General features: G+C 34.3%; 14 protein-coding genes. 11 read left to right on the plus strand and 3 right to left on the minus strand.

From position 1 onward, the window contains the following. Window positions 1-22 precede the first annotated feature (22 nt). From ACXX80_RS11060 to ACXX80_RS11070, 3 genes are all read left to right on the plus strand, one after another. Window positions 23-511 (plus strand): DUF5606 family protein, encoded by a 489-nt coding sequence (locus tag ACXX80_RS11060; RefSeq protein WP_458553224.1) that lies wholly within the window; start codon window positions 23-25, stop codon window positions 509-511. Between the two features lie 80 nt (window positions 512-591). Continuing rightward, on the plus strand, window positions 592-1,365 hold the full coding sequence (gene mazG, locus ACXX80_RS11065) for a nucleoside triphosphate pyrophosphohydrolase (protein ID WP_458553225.1): 774 nt from the start codon (window positions 592-594) through the stop codon (window positions 1,363-1,365). A gap of 98 nt (window positions 1,366-1,463) precedes the next feature. Continuing rightward, entirely contained in the window at window positions 1,464-2,918 is a 1,455-nt protein-coding gene (locus tag ACXX80_RS11070; RefSeq protein ID WP_458553226.1) for an APC family permease, read from the plus strand. A gap of 5 nt (window positions 2,919-2,923) precedes the next feature. On the opposite strand, the gene ACXX80_RS11075 is transcribed toward ACXX80_RS11070, so the two are convergent. Beyond that, on the minus strand, window positions 2,924-3,604 hold the full coding sequence (locus ACXX80_RS11075; RefSeq protein WP_458553227.1) for a Crp/Fnr family transcriptional regulator: 681 nt from the start codon (window positions 3,602-3,604) through the stop codon (window positions 2,924-2,926). 109 nt (window positions 3,605-3,713) lie between these two features. Here ACXX80_RS11075 and ACXX80_RS11080 point away from each other — a divergent pair, with 109 nt between their 5' ends. From ACXX80_RS11080 to ACXX80_RS11115, 8 genes are all read left to right on the plus strand, one after another. Further along, the gene (locus ACXX80_RS11080) at window positions 3,714-6,119 is read left to right on the plus strand and encodes a heavy metal translocating P-type ATPase (RefSeq protein WP_458553228.1); all 2,406 of its coding nucleotides are present in this window, start codon (window positions 3,714-3,716) and stop codon (window positions 6,117-6,119) included. Between the two features lie 117 nt (window positions 6,120-6,236). Then, a complete protein-coding gene (gene ccoS, locus ACXX80_RS11085; protein WP_417990986.1) occupies window positions 6,237-6,428 on the plus strand; it encodes a cbb3-type cytochrome oxidase assembly protein CcoS in 192 nt (63 codons plus the stop codon). 50 nt (window positions 6,429-6,478) lie between these two features. Beyond that, entirely contained in the window at window positions 6,479-8,668 is a 2,190-nt protein-coding gene (gene ccoN, locus ACXX80_RS11090; RefSeq protein ID WP_458553229.1) for a cytochrome-c oxidase, cbb3-type subunit I, read from the plus strand. A 5-nt stretch (window positions 8,669-8,673) separates the two neighbouring features. Continuing rightward, complete coding sequence (locus tag ACXX80_RS11095) at window positions 8,674-8,844, plus strand: cbb3-type cytochrome oxidase subunit 3 (RefSeq protein ID WP_131916349.1); 171 nt, start codon at window positions 8,674-8,676, stop codon at window positions 8,842-8,844. A 27-nt stretch (window positions 8,845-8,871) separates the two neighbouring features. Beyond that, entirely contained in the window at window positions 8,872-9,771 is a 900-nt protein-coding gene (locus tag ACXX80_RS11100) for a cbb3-type cytochrome c oxidase N-terminal domain-containing protein (protein WP_315211112.1), read from the plus strand. A 76-nt stretch (window positions 9,772-9,847) separates the two neighbouring features. Then, window positions 9,848-11,266: a cytochrome c oxidase accessory protein CcoG gene (ccoG, locus tag ACXX80_RS11105; RefSeq protein ID WP_458553230.1), complete on the plus strand. Its 1,419-nt coding sequence runs from the start codon at window positions 9,848-9,850 to the stop codon at window positions 11,264-11,266. Between the two features lie 41 nt (window positions 11,267-11,307). Further along, window positions 11,308-11,760, plus strand: coding sequence for a FixH family protein (locus tag ACXX80_RS11110; protein WP_417990990.1), 453 nt, complete (start codon window positions 11,308-11,310; stop codon window positions 11,758-11,760). Between the two features lie 72 nt (window positions 11,761-11,832). Further along, on the plus strand, window positions 11,833-12,534 hold the full coding sequence (locus tag ACXX80_RS11115) for a sulfite exporter TauE/SafE family protein (protein WP_458553231.1): 702 nt from the start codon (window positions 11,833-11,835) through the stop codon (window positions 12,532-12,534). A 71-nt stretch (window positions 12,535-12,605) separates the two neighbouring features. On the opposite strand, the gene hemN is transcribed toward ACXX80_RS11115, so the two are convergent. Both hemN and ACXX80_RS11125 read right to left on the minus strand, forming a co-directional pair. Continuing rightward, window positions 12,606-13,970, minus strand: coding sequence for an oxygen-independent coproporphyrinogen III oxidase (gene hemN, locus ACXX80_RS11120; RefSeq protein WP_458553232.1), 1,365 nt, complete (start codon window positions 13,968-13,970; stop codon window positions 12,606-12,608). Between the two features lie 144 nt (window positions 13,971-14,114). Next, complete coding sequence (locus ACXX80_RS11125; RefSeq protein ID WP_458553233.1) at window positions 14,115-16,127, minus strand: DUF349 domain-containing protein; 2,013 nt, start codon at window positions 16,125-16,127, stop codon at window positions 14,115-14,117. Window positions 16,128-16,562: the final 435 nt, after the last annotated feature.

The following is a 16,562-nucleotide window of genomic DNA, read 5'->3' on the forward strand; positions in this document are numbered from 1 at the left end:
CTTAATAATAATTACACAAAACATGAATTTAGAAAAAATATTAGCCATTTCTGGGAAACCAGGTTTATATGTATTAAGAGTACAAACACGTACTGGGTTTGTTGCTGAATCATTATTAGATGGAAAAAAAATCACAGTAAACTTAAAAAGCAATGTGAGTTTATTGTCGGAAATTTCAATTTACACGTATGAAGGCGAAAAACCATTAGCTGAAATCATGCAGAAAATTGCTGATAAAGAAAATAAAGGTCAAGCGATTTCACATAAAGAAGATAATGCTACATTGACGGCTTATTTCAAAGAAATTTTACCTGATTATGATGAAGAAAGAGTCTATCCTTCTGATATCAAAAAAGTTTTAAACTGGTATAATATGCTTCAGGCAAAAGGATTGGTTACTGATGAAGCTCCATCAGCTGATGTGACAGAAGAGGTTGCAGCCGTTGCAGAAGAAACTCTTGTTGCAGAAGTTGAAGCTCCTGCTAAAAAAGCAAAAGCTAAAAAAGAGTAATTTTACACTACAATAATATTTAATCCTGTTCAGCTATTTTCTGAACAGGATTTTTTTATTTTTACCAAAAACATTTTCTGATGAATTCAAGACAAAACCAACTGCAAGCTTTCGAGAGATTATTAGATATTATGGATGATTTGCGCGAAAAATGCCCTTGGGACAAAAAGCAAACAATGCAAACCTTACGTCATTTGACTATTGAAGAAACCTATGAATTAGGTGATGCAATTCTGGATAATGATTTGAACGAAGTCAAAAAAGAATTGGGTGATTTGTTATTACATATTGTTTTTTATGCCAAAATAGGAAGCGAAACCAACGATTTTGACATGGCCGATGTATGTAATGAAATTTGTGAAAAGTTAATTCATCGTCATCCACATATCTACAGTAATGTCGTGGTTAAAGATGAAGAGGAAGTGAAACAAAATTGGGAAAAACTAAAATTGAAAGAAGGAAAAAAATCTGTTCTCGAAGGTGTTCCAAGAAGTTTACCCGCATTAGTCAAAGCGAGCCGAATTCAAGATAAAGTAAAAGGAGTGGGTTTTGATTGGGAAGAATCGCATCAGGTTTGGGATAAAGTTCAAGAGGAATTGGAAGAATTGCAAGTTGAGGTTGAAGCAGGTGACCAAGATAAAATTGAAGCCGAATTTGGAGATGTTTTATTTTCGATGATTAACTATGCCCGATTTTTGAATGTAAATCCCGAAGATGCTTTGGAACGAACCAATAAAAAATTCATCAAGCGATTTCAATATCTAGAAAGTAAAGCAGGAGAATTGGGAAAACCCTTAATGGATATGACTTTAGCTGAAATGGATGTTTTTTGGGAAGAAGCGAAGAAGTTATAGTATTCAGTATTCAGTGTTCAGTATTTAGTTATCAGTGCTCATATTTCAGTCCCGATATTTCGGGATTAGTGTTCAGTTTTTAAATAATTAATTTACCAATGTCAGAAAATAAAACCGAGTTAAAACGTTCTCTAGGATTAATAGATGCCACGAGTTTAGTTGCTGGTTCCATGATAGGATCCGGGATTTTCATAGTTACATCAGCTATGGCAAGAGATATTGGATCTGCTGCCTGGTTATTGGTAATTTGGTTGGTAACGGGATTGATCACTGTTGCTGCGGCATTGAGTTACGGAGAATTGGCAGGAATGATGCCCAATGCGGGCGGACAATTCGTTTACATTCAACGCGCTTACGGAAGATTAGTTTCTTTCTTGTATGGCTGGACCGTTTTTACAGTAATTCAAACGGGTGTTATCGCTGCTATTGCGGTTACTTTCGCTAATTATGCTGCTATCTTCTTTCCTATTTTAGATCAAACTCTTTTTACAGTTGGTACTGGTTTTGTTTTTTCGTACCAAAAAGTGTTGGCTATTTTTAGTATAATTCTGCTAACTTACATCAATACCAAAGGAGTTGAAAGCGGGAAAACGGTTCAATTGATTTTTACTTCGGCTAAATTGATTGCGCTTTTTGCATTGATTGTTTTAGGTTTGTATGTTGGTTTACAAACGGATGTTTTGTCGAATAATTTTGCAAATATGTGGGAAGCTAGTAAAACGGTTGTAAATCCTGACGGAACAATTACGGTTACAAAATTAGCAGGAATGGCAATTTTGGGCGCTGCAGGAGCAACAATTATCAACTCGTTATTTTCTAGTGATGCATGGAATAACGTGACTTTTATTGCGGGAGAAATTAAAGAACCGAAAAAGAATATTCCTCGAAGTTTGTTTCTTGGAACCCTGATTGTGACTGTTATTTATGTTTTGGCAAATTTAGCTTACTTGGCTTTGTTGCCAATGCAAGGAACTCCAAACGCTGCTGATATTTCCGGTAACGGAATCATGTTTGCTAGTAATGACAGGGTAGGCGCGGCGGCTGCAAGTATGATTATGGGAAATGTTGGTGTATTTGTGATGGCTGCGTTAATCATGGTTTCCACTTTTGGATGTAATAGTGGTTTGATTCTTTCGGGAGGAAGATTATTTTTTGCCATGGCAAAAGATGGATTGTTCTTCAAACAAGCAACAGAACTGAATAAAAATCAGGTTCCTGCAAAAGCACTTTGGGTACAATGTATTTGGGCGTGTGTGCTTTGTATTTCGGGAAAATTCGGGGATTTATTGACGTACGCAACTTTTGCATCGTTGTTATTTTATATCCTGACTATTTTGGGTGTTTTCATTCTTAGAAAAAAAGAACCCAATGCGGATAGGCCTTATAAAGCTTTTGGATATCCTATTGTACCAGCCATTTATATTACAGTGACATCGGCAATTTGCTTCACTTTATTGATTTATGATACGTTTAATACGGGATTAGGATTGTGTATTGTCGCCTTGGGTATTCCGGTGTATTATTTTGTGATGAATAAGAAAGAGCAAAATTAATGGAGCTATTCTGCTAATTTTTTTAGCGAATTGATATCTTTTAAAACAATTTTTTTGCCTGTTAATTCAATCAGACCTAATTTTTTAAAATCAGATAGCAAACGGATGCAACTTTCAGTGGCAGTGCCAATAATACTGGCTATTTCATCTCTTGAAAGTTGTACTTTTAAAGAGTTATCTTCGTTTTTTCCAAAAGTATCATTCAGATAAAGGAGCGTTTCGGCTAATCTTTCTTTGACTGTTTTTTGCGCCAAATTTACCATGTTATCATCGGCTTCTTTTAGATCACCGCAAATACTTTTCATCACATTCATTGAAAACTGGTTGTTCTTATCGAAATATCCCATCACTTCCGACTTTGGAATAAAACAAACCTGCATATCTTCAAGAGCTACCGCGCTCAAGTTTACCGGTTCATCACTAATCATCGAGCGTTGCCCTAGTAATTCTCCTTTAGTAACTAATTTTACAATGTGATCTTTACCATTTGCACTGAGTTTAGTCAGTTTACATACACCATCTTTGATACAATATATACCATTCACATTCTCACCTTCTTCAAAGATAACTTCTCCCTTTTTGATAATATGGGATGTTTTGCAGTCAGAAAGCTTGATTAATTCGTCTTTAGTTAAGGCTTTTAAAGAGCTAAATTCTCTGACGATACATTGTTCGCATTTGCTCATAATATATGTGATTTATATGTATTACAAAACTAACTCTTTAATATGACAAATATCATATTTTTAACTCATTCGATTAATGACCTTTGTTTCAGGTAAAATGAGCAAAGTTATGGACACACAAAACTGTTTCCATTGTGGGTTAGACATTATTAAAGAAGACGAAATTATTTTTGATGCTAAAAATTTCTGTTGTAACGGTTGTAAAACGGTCTACGAAATTTTCAGTATGAATGATTTGACGTGTTATTATGATTTTGAAAAATCCCCTGGAGCAACCCCGCAAGACATTAATGGTAAATATGATTTTTTAGACAATGAGAGTATTGTATCCAAATTATTGGAATTTCAAGAAAATTCAACCACAATTATTTCACTTAACATTCCACATATTCATTGTAGCTCGTGTATTTGGATTCTGGAAAATCTACAGCGTCTTCAAAAAGGAATAAGCACTTCGCAGGTTAATTTTCCTGAAAAAAGAGTCAGAATCACCTTTAATCCAGAAGTTGTTTCTATCAAAACGATTGTTTATTTATTGAGTTCCATTGGTTATGAACCCTACATTAGTTTAGAAAACTATGAAACGGGAAGTAATGATGTAGATAGAAGTTTGACTTATAAACTAGGCGTTGCTTTCTTCTGTTTTGGGAATATTATGTTGCTTTCCTTTCCGGAATATTTTGAAGTAAAAGAATTTTGGTTAGACCAATACCGTGGCTTTTTCCGATGGTTGATTTTCGCTTTAGCGTTACCGAGTTTCTTTTACTCGGCAAGTGGTTATTATGTATCTGCCTATAAAAGTATCAAAACTAAAATGCTTAATATCGATATTCCTATTGCTTTAGGAATTGTGGTGATGTTTGTGCGAAGTACGTTTGATATTGTTATGGATTACGGTTCCGGTTTTTTTGACAGCTTAACCGGATTAATATTCTTTATGCTTTTGGGAAAAATGTTCCAAATCAAAACCTATAGTTTTTTGAGCTTCGAAAGGGATTTTAAATCCTATTTTCCAATAGCGATTACCAAAATCAATTCGGATTTATCAGAGGAAAGTGTAGCTATTTACGAAGTAGAAAAAGGCGATCGATTACTCATCAGAAACCAAGAACTCATTCCCGTTGATGGGATTCTAATTTCGGAAAAGGCAGAAATCGATTATAGTTTTGTTACCGGAGAAGCAATTCCTATTGCGAAACAATCCGGAGACAAAGTTTTTGCAGGAGGAAAACAAATAGGAAAAGTAATTGAAATGGAAGTTTTGCATTCTGTTTCCCAAAGTTATCTGACGCAATTATGGAGTAATGATGTGTTCCAAAAAAATGTAGAGCAAAAACACAAAACGATTACCGATAGCATTAGCCGTTATTTTACACCTATTTTATTATTGATTGCTTTTGCAGGATTTGGCTATTGGATTTTTATTGATGCCAATACCGCTTTCAATGTGTTTACGGCAGTGCTTATTGTTGCTTGTCCTTGTGCTTTGGCATTGACGGCACCATTCACTTTTGGAAATGTATTACGAATATTAGGAAAACAGAAATTCTATCTCAAAAATGCTTTGGTTATCGAACAATTGGCGAAAGTAGATACCATAGTTTTTGATAAAACAGGAACGATTACCACTAATAAAAAATCGAATATTTCTTATGAAGGAACCGTTCTTTCCGATGAGAATTTATTGCTGGTAAAAAATGTGCTTCGCGCCTCGAATCATCCGTTAAGCCGCATGCTATATGATTATTTGCCTATTCCAATTTTGCAAAGTAAATCAGGAAATGATGCCAAAAAGTTAAAAGTGGATCATTTTGAAGAAATCACCGGAAAAGGAATTCAAGCACAAATTTTTGGTTACCAAATTCAAATAGGTTCTGCAGCTTTTGTAGATAAAATAGAAGAAAATAACATTCAGCAAACGTCGGTTCACATAAAGATAAATGATGTTTATTATGGAAAATTTATTTTCAATAATCAATATAGAGAAGGACTTGAAGAGCTTTTCAAGAATTTAAGCAGTAACTATCAAATCAAGGTTTTATCTGGTGATAATGAAGGCGAACGCGCTACTCTTGAACAACTTTTGCCGAAAGGCACGGAATTAATTTTCAATCAGAAACCGGAACAAAAATTAGAATTCATTAAAAATTTACAAAATAAAGGTAAAAATGTAATGATGGTAGGAGATGGATTGAATGATGCCGGAGCTTTGGCGCAAAGCAATGTAGGAATCTCCATTTCTGAGAATGTCAATGTTTTTTCACCGGCTTGTGATGCTATTTTGGATGCCAGCGAGTTTCAAAAATTGAATTATTTCTTAAAATTATCCAAGAATTCCATAACGACCATCAAAATGAGTTTTGCACTTTCTTTATTGTACAATGTAGTGGGATTATCGTTTGCTATAACAGGTAATTTATTGCCCTTGGTAGCAGCTATTATCATGCCGTTGAGTACAATAACCATTGTGAGTTTTGTAACGGTGATGAGCAGTTATTATGCAAATAAAAAATAGAATTGTATAAGTTTTTGAATTGCGCTTTCACATAAATTTAACATATATGAATAAGTATGACAAATGTCATATTTTACTCCAAAACGTCAAAGTAACTTTGTTAACACAAATTAAGGTATGAGTGTCATTTATTTATTAATCTCCATCAGTATAATTGTCGCCATTGGTTTTTTTATTGCTTTTATTCGAGCTGTAAAAACCGGTCAATACGACGACGATTATACGCCATCTGTTAGAATGCTTTTTGACGATGAGCTAATTCAGTCGAAAGCTAAAAAACCGAAAACCGAAAGTGCAACGACTTTATAACTTTCAACAAATCAATCAAATAATAAACAACTTTAATAATAATTATAAATATGGAAATGCAGCAGTTTTATTATGACAACAAAATTGTAAAAAAATTCATTTACGCAACCATTGTCTTTGGAGTGGTAGGAATGTTAGTGGGGCTTACATTGGCCTTTATGTTCCTTTTTCCAAATATTACTGATGGTATTTCGTGGTTGAGTTATGGTCGATTAAGACCTTTACATACTAATGCAGTTATTTTTGCCTTTGTAGGAAATGCAATGTTTGCGGGTATTTATTACTCGTTGCAGCGATTGTTAAAAGCTAGAATGTTCAGTGATTTTTTGAGTAATCTAAATTTCTGGGGTTGGCAATTAATCATTGTCGCAGCAGCCATATCATTACCGTTAGGCTATAGTTCTTCTAAAGAATATGCTGAATTGGAATGGCCAATAGATATAGCAATTGCATTGATTTGGGTTGTTTTTGGTATCAATATGATTGGAACAATCTTAAAACGTAGAGAGCGCCATTTGTATGTTGCAATCTGGTTTTACTTGGCAACATTCGTAACGGTTGCGGTTTTGCATATTTTCAATAGTTTGGCATTACCAGTTTCTGGAATGAAAAGTTATTCCGTTTACGCAGGGGTTCAAGATGCTTTGGTACAATGGTGGTACGGTCATAATGCGGTTGCATTTTTCTTGACTACACCTTTCTTAGGATTGATGTATTATTTTGTTCCAAAAGCGGCAAATCGTCCGGTATACTCTTATAGATTGTCAATTGTTCACTTTTGGTCGTTGATTTTTATTTACATCTGGGCAGGACCACACCATTTATTATATTCTGCTTTGCCTAACTGGGCGCAAAATTTAGGGGTTGCTTTCTCTATTATGTTGATTGCTCCATCTTGGGGTGGAATGATAAACGGATTATTAACCTTGAGAGGGGTTTGGGATAAAGTACGTGTAGAACCTGTTTTAAAATTCTTTGTAGTAGCAATTACTGGTTACGGAATGGCAACTTTTGAAGGTCCGATGTTATCCTTGAAAAACGTAAATGCTATCGCGCATTATACAGATTGGATTATTGCTCACGTTCACGTAGGTGCATTAGCTTGGAATGGATTTATGGCTTTTGGTATGATTTATTGGTTGGTTCCTAGAATGACTAAAAGCAATTTGTACTCTCTTAAATTAGCTAATTTTCACTTTTGGATTGGTACTTTAGGGATTATATTATACACGATTCCAATGTATGTTGCTGGTTTTTTACAAGCATCTATGTGGAAACAATTTAACCCTGACGGAACTTTAACATACGGTAATTTCCTTGAAACAGTAACTCAAATTATGCCAATGTATTGGATGAGAGCTATTGGTGGAACCCTTTATTTAATTGGAATGTTTACTTTGGTGTATAACATTATTCAAACGGTTCGATTGGGTTCTAAAATTGAAGATGAATTAGCGGAAGCTCCTGAATTATTGAAAATTAGTGCAGGAAGAGTAAAAGGAGAGAAATTCCACCCTTGGTTAGAAAGAAAACCTATCCAGTTAACTATTTTGGCAACGGTTGCCATTTTAATTGGTGGTGTTATTCAAATCGTACCTACGATTATGGTAAAATCCAATATTCCGACCATTGCCAGTGTAAAACCTTATTCTCCATTAGAATTAGAAGGACGTGATTTATACATCCGTGAAGGTTGTGTAGGGTGTCACTCGCAGTCAGTTCGTCCTTTCCGAAGTGAAGTGGAACGTTATGGACCACAATCTAAAGCAGGGGAATTTGTATACGATCATCCATTCCTTTGGGGATCAAAACGTACAGGTCCGGATTTATTAAGAGTGGGTGCAAAATACAATGATAATTGGCATTTTAACCACTTCTGGAATCCGCAAAGTATATCTGCCGGCTCTATTATGCCAGGCTACAAATGGCTTTTTGATAATAAACCGATGGATGTTTCTTTGACTCAAAAGAAAATGCAGGTTATGGTGACGCTGGGTGTTCCTTACACAGAAGCTCAAATTGCTAGTGGTTTAGATGATTTAAGAAAACAAGCTGTTGCAATTGAAGAAAGCTTGAAAAATGATCCTGACTTTGTGAAAAGTTATGACGAAAGCAAGAAAAAAGCCGAAGCCAGAGGAGAGAAATTTGTTCCAATGAACGAAAGGGAAATCGTAGCCTTGATTGCTTATATGCAAAGACTGGGAACGGATATTAAAGTAAAAGATGTCGCTAAAAAATAAAAGTTATGTTCGAACAAATAAAACACAATATGGAAACGATAGAAGGTGTGGCGATATATCCCATCTTATCATTATTAATTTTTTTCGTCTTTTTCGTGGGTCTAGGCCTATGGGTGTTTTCCTATAAGAAAGAAACGATAAATGAATTGAGTCAAATTCCATTGAGAGACAATTAAATAGTATAATTTTTTAAAATTTAGAAAATGAAAAAATTAATTCCAGTATACGTTAGAGTACCTGTTATTTTCTTTGCTGTAATGATGGCAATGGAATATTTCATAGACTCAGGAGATCGCCCTGCTTTTATAAAATTTCCAATGGTTTCTGTATTCTTATTCGTGTTTCTTTTCCTTTTAATAGCAATAGAAATCACGATGAAGGCAGTTGATAATATTACCTATCAATTATTGACCGAGGAACAAAAAATCCAATTAAATGAAGCAAATAATCTAAGTTTCAAGGATAGTGAATGGTACAAGAAATTGATGGCGAAATTGACTAAAACAGAGTCATTGGATAATGAAGATCAGTTGTTATTGGACCACGATTACGATGGTATTAAAGAATTAGACAACAATTTACCGCCTTGGTGGGTGTATTTATTCTATGCATGTATCGTTTTTGGGGTTGTTTACATGGTCCGATACGAAGTTTTAGGAGCTGATAATCAAGAAATGGAGCTTAAGAAAGAAGTGGCTCAAGCCAAAATTGATATTGCAGAATACATGAAAACTGCACCGGATATGATGGATGAAAAAACGGTGACCTTACTGACAGATCCTGCCGATTTAGCAGCTGGAAAAGAAATTTTCACAACCAATTGTGCGGCCTGTCACAGAGCCGATGCAGGAGGACAAATTGGTCCAAATCTAACGGATGATAAATGGATTTTAGGTGGCGGAATTAAAAATGTATTTCACACGCTGGTAAATGGAGGACGTGACGGAAAAGGAATGATTTCTTGGAAAGGCACATTGAAACCTAAAGAAATGCAGAAAGTTGCCAGCTATATTCTATCTCTAAAAGGAAGTAATCCGCCAGATGCAAAAGCTCCGGAAGGCGAAGTCTGGGTAGAAGAAAATGTTACTGTTGCAGTTAAATAACAATTAGAAACACACGTTTTTATTTAGCTTAAGAATTTTAATAATTATTTTGAACTTGTGTTTTAAATAAAAAAAAATGTCAAAATTACCAGACGAAGCTTTTAGAGATACTATCGGAACGATTGATGAAGAAGGAAACAGAAAATTTATTTTCCCTAAAAAGCCTTCAGGAAAGTTTTATGATTACAGGAAATGGGTTAGTTATTTTTTACTGATTGTACTTGTTGCGAATCCTTTTATAAAGATAAATGGGAACCAGTTCATGATGTTCAATATACTGGAGCGCCGATTTAATATTTTCGGTTTTCCTTTTTGGCCTCAGGATATTTATCTGTTTGTTCTTTTTATGATTATTGGCGTCGTTTTCGTCATCCTTTTTACGGTAATTTTTGGGCGGATATTTTGCGGATGGATTTGTCCGCAGACCATCTTTTTAGAAATGGTTTTCCGCAGAATCGAATACTGGATAGAAGGCGATCGTGGTGCTCAAATTCGTTTGGAAAAACAGGAATGGAATGCAGAGAAAATCAGAAAAAAAGCCTTCAAATGGACAATTTTCTTAATCATTTCTTTTTTTATAGCCAATGTCTTTCTGGCGTATCTCATCAGTAGTGACAAGTTATTTTTAATGATTGAGGAAGGGCCTGAAAACCATGTGAGCACTTTGATTTCATTATTGATTTTTACAGGAGTTTTCTATTTTATTTTCGCATGGTTTAGAGAACAGGTTTGTATTATAGCCTGTCCTTACGGAAGATTGCAAGGCGTTTTATTAGACGATAAATCTATAAATGTTGCGTACGATTTTGTTCGTGGCGAAAAAGAAGTAGGCCGTGCTAAATTCAATAAGCAAGAAGACAGGGCGACTACTGGAAAAGGCGATTGCATTGATTGTAAGCAATGTGTAAATGTTTGTCCAACTGGAATTGATATCCGTAATGGGACACAAATGGAATGTATCAACTGTACTGCTTGTATTGATGAATGTGATACGATTATGGATAGCGTTGGTTTGCCCAAAGGACTCATCAGATACGCTTCTGAAGATGAAATTGAGAAAAAAGTAACCTTCAAGTTCACGCCTAGAATGAAAGGGTATTCAGCAGTATTATTCATTCTAACAGGAATTTTGATTGGATTATTGTTTTTACGTTCTGATGTTGAAGCAAGTATTTTAAGATTGCCAGGACAATTGTTTCAGCACAAAGGCGATAATATTAGCAACATTTATACTTTTAAAATCATCAATAAAACAAATAATGACTTTGATGATATTCATTTTAAACTTGTTGGAATAAAAGGAAATTTGAAAGTGGTTGGAAAGCAAGAATTAAAAGTGCCTAGACAAGGGATGAATGGTGGAACCTTATTTGTTGAAATCAACCAAAATTTATTGGATAGCGATAAAACAAAATTGAAAATTGAGGTGTTTAATGGAAACAAAAAAATTGAAACGGCGACCACTAATTTTTTAAGTCCGCGTAGTTTTGATTAAATTGTATCCAATTTGAGGTTCAAAAAATTAAATATAATATCATGAAAATAAGCTGGGGAACAGGAATCGTAATCGCTTTTGGTTTGTTTATAACCTTCATTTTGTATTTTGTTTTTACGGTTCAATCCGATTCAAAATACGATAATGAGTTAGTTGTAGAAGAATATTATAAACATGATGCACATTTTGGAGATGAAATGGCTCGTGTACAAAATGCAGCTGATTTGGCTCAAAAGCCAATAATAAATAATGTGTCAAATGGAATTGAAATAATATTTCCAAAAGTATTTGTTCCAAAAAATATCAAAGGTAAAGTGTCCCTTTACAGACCGTCTAACAAAAAATTAGATTTTGAAATTCCAATTTCACTATCTGATGCTACTACTTTGCTCATACCTAAAAAAAGTTTGGCAGGCGGTCGATGGGACATTAATATGGAATGGCAATACGATGGAAAATCGTATTTGTCTAAAGAAACGATATATATCAATTAGTCTTACAGTAAAAATTTTTGAAGCCCATCTTTTGGCTTTAGGTTCTTTTAACTTTAACATTAGAATAAAAAAATGCTTTACACTGCCTTCATTTTCGGTTTAATAAGTAGTTTTCACTGCATTGGTATGTGTGGTCCTATTGCTATGATGTTGCCTGTAGACAGAACGAATCAGACTAAAAAAGCAACTCAAATCATCACCTATCATTTAGGAAGATTAACGGCATATGCGACAATAGGCTTTGTTTTTGGACTGCTTGGAAAAGGTTTTTTCATGGCCGGTTTACAACAGAATTTATCCATATTTATTGGTTTAGTCATGATTGTTGTAGTGGTAATTCCAGACAAACTTTTTGCGAAATACAATTTTTCAAAACCCGTTTTTAAATTAATCTCCAGAATTAAAACGGCTTTAGGAAGTCAGTTTAGAAACAAAAGTTATAAATCCCTTTTTACTATTGGTTTACTGAATGGCTTTTTGCCTTGCGGAATGGTTTATGTTGCCTTGTTTGGTGCTATTGCCATGCAAAGTGAAAGTTTGGGTGTTCTTTATATGATTCTATTCGGATTAGGAACAGTTCCTATGATGAGCAGCGTTGTGTACATTAATTCATATCTCACAATTCCTATTCGGAACCGAATCCAAAAAGCAATTCCTTATGTAGCGGTATGTATTGGTTGCTTATTTATATTAAGAGGATTGGGATTAGGAATTCCTTATATTTCACCATCTAATATGAGTCTGTTTATTCAAGCCAATCCAAACTGTCACTAGTTTTATAATAGTTTAGCATAGAAAAAGCACGCCATTCAGCGTGCTTTTTTATTTTTTTTATTTATAAAACATTAAATCGTCATTGAAAACAAAGCAGTTTCCGGCGCTTTTCTTTTCAAGCGTAAATCGAATGCCATACAAATATTACGAACATAAGGTTTTCCTTTTTCTGTAACGGTAATCCCATAGTCATTAATTATTAGTAATCCGTCAGTTTCCATTTCTTTCAATTGTATTAATACATCTGGAATTTCATTAAAATAATCCTCTTTATTTTTCCAGGAAGTTTCAAATTGACACATTAAATTCAGAATGTGTTTACGGATGATGAGGTCTTCATTAGTCAATAAATGCCCTCTAAAAACCGGTAATTTGTTCCATTCTAGTATTTGATAATAGTCCTCCAGATTTTTTACATTCTGGGCAAAACTATACCAACTGTCACTGATGGAAGAAACGCCCAATCCAATCATTAATTGTGTTTTGGACGAACTATAGCCCATGAAATTACGGTGCAATGTGCCGTTTTTAAAAGCTTCATATAAACTGTCAGTCTCCAACGCAAAATGATCCATTCCTATTTCATGATAGCCATTTTCATATAATAATTTTTTACCCGTTTCATAAAGCATTCTCTTTTTATCATCTTTTGGAATGTCTTCGTCGTTAAAACCGCGCTGTCCATTGCCTTTAATCCAAGGAACGTGAGCGTAACTATAAAATGCCAATCGGTCGGGTTGTAATGATTTTGTTTTCTCAATCGTATCAATTATATCCTCTATTTCCTGAAAAGGCAATCCAAAAATAATATCGTGACCTATGGAAGTATACCCAATTTCTCGAGCCCAAAACGTAACTTTTGCCACATTATGAAATGGCTGTAAACGATGAATTGCTTTTTGCACTTTCTCGGAATAATCCTGAACACCAAAACTCACTCTTCTAAAACCTAAATCATAAAGCTTTTGCAAATGTTCGTGTGAAGTGTTATTTGGATGACCTTCAAAACTAAACTCATAGTCTTTGGCTTTTTTGGCATGAACAAAGATACCATTTATTAAATCCTCTAAATTTTTAGTAGAAAAAAATGTGGGAGTTCCTCCGCCCAAATGAATCTCTTTTATAGTTGGCTTTTCTCCAAGAATCTTACAATATAAGGTCCATTCTTTCAAAACTGCTTCTATATACGGATTTTCAACGCCGTGATTTTTGGTGATACGCTTGTTACAGCCACAAAAAGTACATAAGCTTTCGCAAAAAGGCAAATGGATATACAAACTAATACCTTCGGAAGAATTACTCGCTTGAAAGGATTTTTTTAATGTTTTAGCCCAGATTTCATCCGTAAAATCCGTTTCATCCCAATACGGAACTGTAGGATAACTGGTGTATCTTGGTCCTGGAACATTGTATTTTTGTATCAAGGAATTTTTCATGGCAATATCATTTATCGTTGTTCAAAAGTAGAACGACTACTCAACTATTAAAATGATAATTATCATATTGAAGAAACCTTTTATAAAAAAAGAGGCTGTCCAATAAAGACAGCCTCGAGATTATTTTTGATGTAAATTTGAAATTTACTCTTGGTTTAGATTTCTCAGTTGTTTTAGTTTTTCTTTCCAAACATCAAGACTTTCTTTATGAATAGCGATGTTTTTACGAACTTCTAATACAATAGAATTTTCTTTTTTTGCATTTCTCGTATTGGTAAAGAATTGAATGTTGTTTTCTAATTGGAAAATTTCATTCTGAACTTCATCAATCTTACGCATTAGGAAAATCTTTTCGTTATCCAGTTTTCGAGTGTCGTTGCTTTCAGATAAATGATCCATTCTATTAGCAAAACGCATCATATCCGTATCTTTCTTACTCAAACTCAATTTTTCAAAAAGGGCGTCCAGGATTTTATTGAATTTCCCTTCAATATGTCTTCTTGGGAAAGGTACTTTTCCGAAGTTTTTCCAAGTTTCGATATGCAATTTGATAGCATCCAAATCTGTTTTGTGATCTCCGGTCAACTGAAATTCTCTCAACGTTTCCAAGTAGGCTTTTTTATTATCAAAAGCGGCTACTTCTTCACCGTTTTCCTCATTCTTTTGCTCTTTTACCTTATCAAAATAATGATTGCAGGCATCTTTAAACTCTTTCCAGATTTTATCCGAATATTTCCTTGGTACATGTCCTATCTGTTTCCACTCATCCTGAATTTGTTTCATGATAGGAGTAGTAGCAGCAAAATCAAGACTCTCTTGCAATTCTTTGGCTTTGGCAACAAGAGCCGTTTTCTTGCTTAAATTGTCGTTTTGATCTTTCTTTATGTCTTTATAAAATGAATTTTTGAAAGAGTTAAAGTTTCTGACAGCAGTTTTAAATCCAGCCCAAGTTTCTTCATTTACATCCGATGGAACTTTTCCTGCAGAGAAGAAAGCAGTACGCAAGGCTTCTACTTTTTCTATTTGGGCCAGCCATTGTGTATGTGCATTTACTTTTTCAGTTGCCAAAACTTCTATTTTGGCAATAATTTCTTTTTTCTTTTCTAAATTCTCAAGTTCCGTTCCTCTTTGATTTTCAAACAAAACCTCACGTTTGTCATGCATTTGTTTGGTCAAATCGCTAAATTTATTCCAAATTGTGTCACGATGTTCTCTGGAAACAGGACCTATGTCTTCTTTCCAGATTCGGTGTAAATCCTGTAGTTCTCTGAATGCTTTGTTGATATCGGCTTCATTCACCAATTCTTCTACACGCGCTACAATTTTTTGTTTTTGCTCTAAATTATGTTTGAAATCTAAATCTCGGGCTTCTCGGTCTAAATGCAGATAATCGTAGAAATTTTCCACATGAAAATGGAAGTTGTTCCAAACGTGGTTGTATTTATCCTTCGGAATCGGCCCGGCAGTTTTCCATCGTTCTCTTAAATCATTAAAATGCTTTAAAGTGTCTTTGATGTTTTCCTGAGGGTTAATCAACTCTTTCAATTCCTCAACAATAGCTAAACGGTTTTCTAAATTTGTTTTTAGATTCGTTTGTAAACTCTTGAAATGGGTATTTTTAGTATCTCTAAAAAGAGAATAATATTTATCAAAACTTGTTTTTAGTGGAGAATGATATTGAAATTCTTCATTTGGATCTTGATTTTCAGCTAGAAACTCTTCTTTTTTCTCTTCAAGAAGGTGATTGTATTTAGCCAAAAATGCTTTTTTGATTTCCTCAATATGTTCCTTAAAAGACATCACTTTCTCATTAGAGACTAAACTTTTAAGTTCGTCTACCAGTGCTTCAAGTGACAAGGTATCATAATCCTGCATTGGAATTTCATGACGCTCCTTCAGCGTTTCATCTTCACTTTCGGCAGCATTTGTTTCGGCAATAGCATCTAGAACAGTCTGGTTTTCAGTCTCTGTAATAGGATCGTTCGCAAGCAACTCTTCATCACTTAGAGATACAGCATTATCTTCTGCAGCAATAGTAGTAACAATGTTACTAGTTTCCGTTTCCAAAACTTCTGGTTCTAATTGCGTAGATTCAACAGAATTGTGTTCTAAATTTCCATCTGCGTCAAGCAGGTTATCATTCTTTTCTTCTAACATTTTTTCAATGTGTAAGGTTTCTATTTTTTTTATCGAACTCGAAAGATAGTAAAGGAGCACGAAATTTCAAAATAAATCCTTTATTTATAGTCGTTTTAGGTTAGCAAATAGTTCTTTTTGAAGCAATTTCCTGCTGATCACTGTATCTTTTTTGCCTTTGAAAAACGAGGCAGAAAAGGATGTCTCTCGATACTTCAGGGCCATCAGGGCTAGGTTTTTTGAATTTCAATGATAATTTTTTTCAAAAAAAAAGTCCCACCGAAGCAGGACTAAAGATTTTCATCTACGGCATATAGCCTTATTGTGATAAGATTAAAGATTAGAAATTTTAATCATTACAAACCTAAACAAAAAATAGTTAAGTTGCAATGAGGAAAACCGTAAAATGGATAACTATTTTCTCCGTAATTTTAAAAAATTCTTACAAAATACAGA

The sequence above is a fragment of the Flavobacterium sp. GNP002 genome, assembly GCF_054343795.1.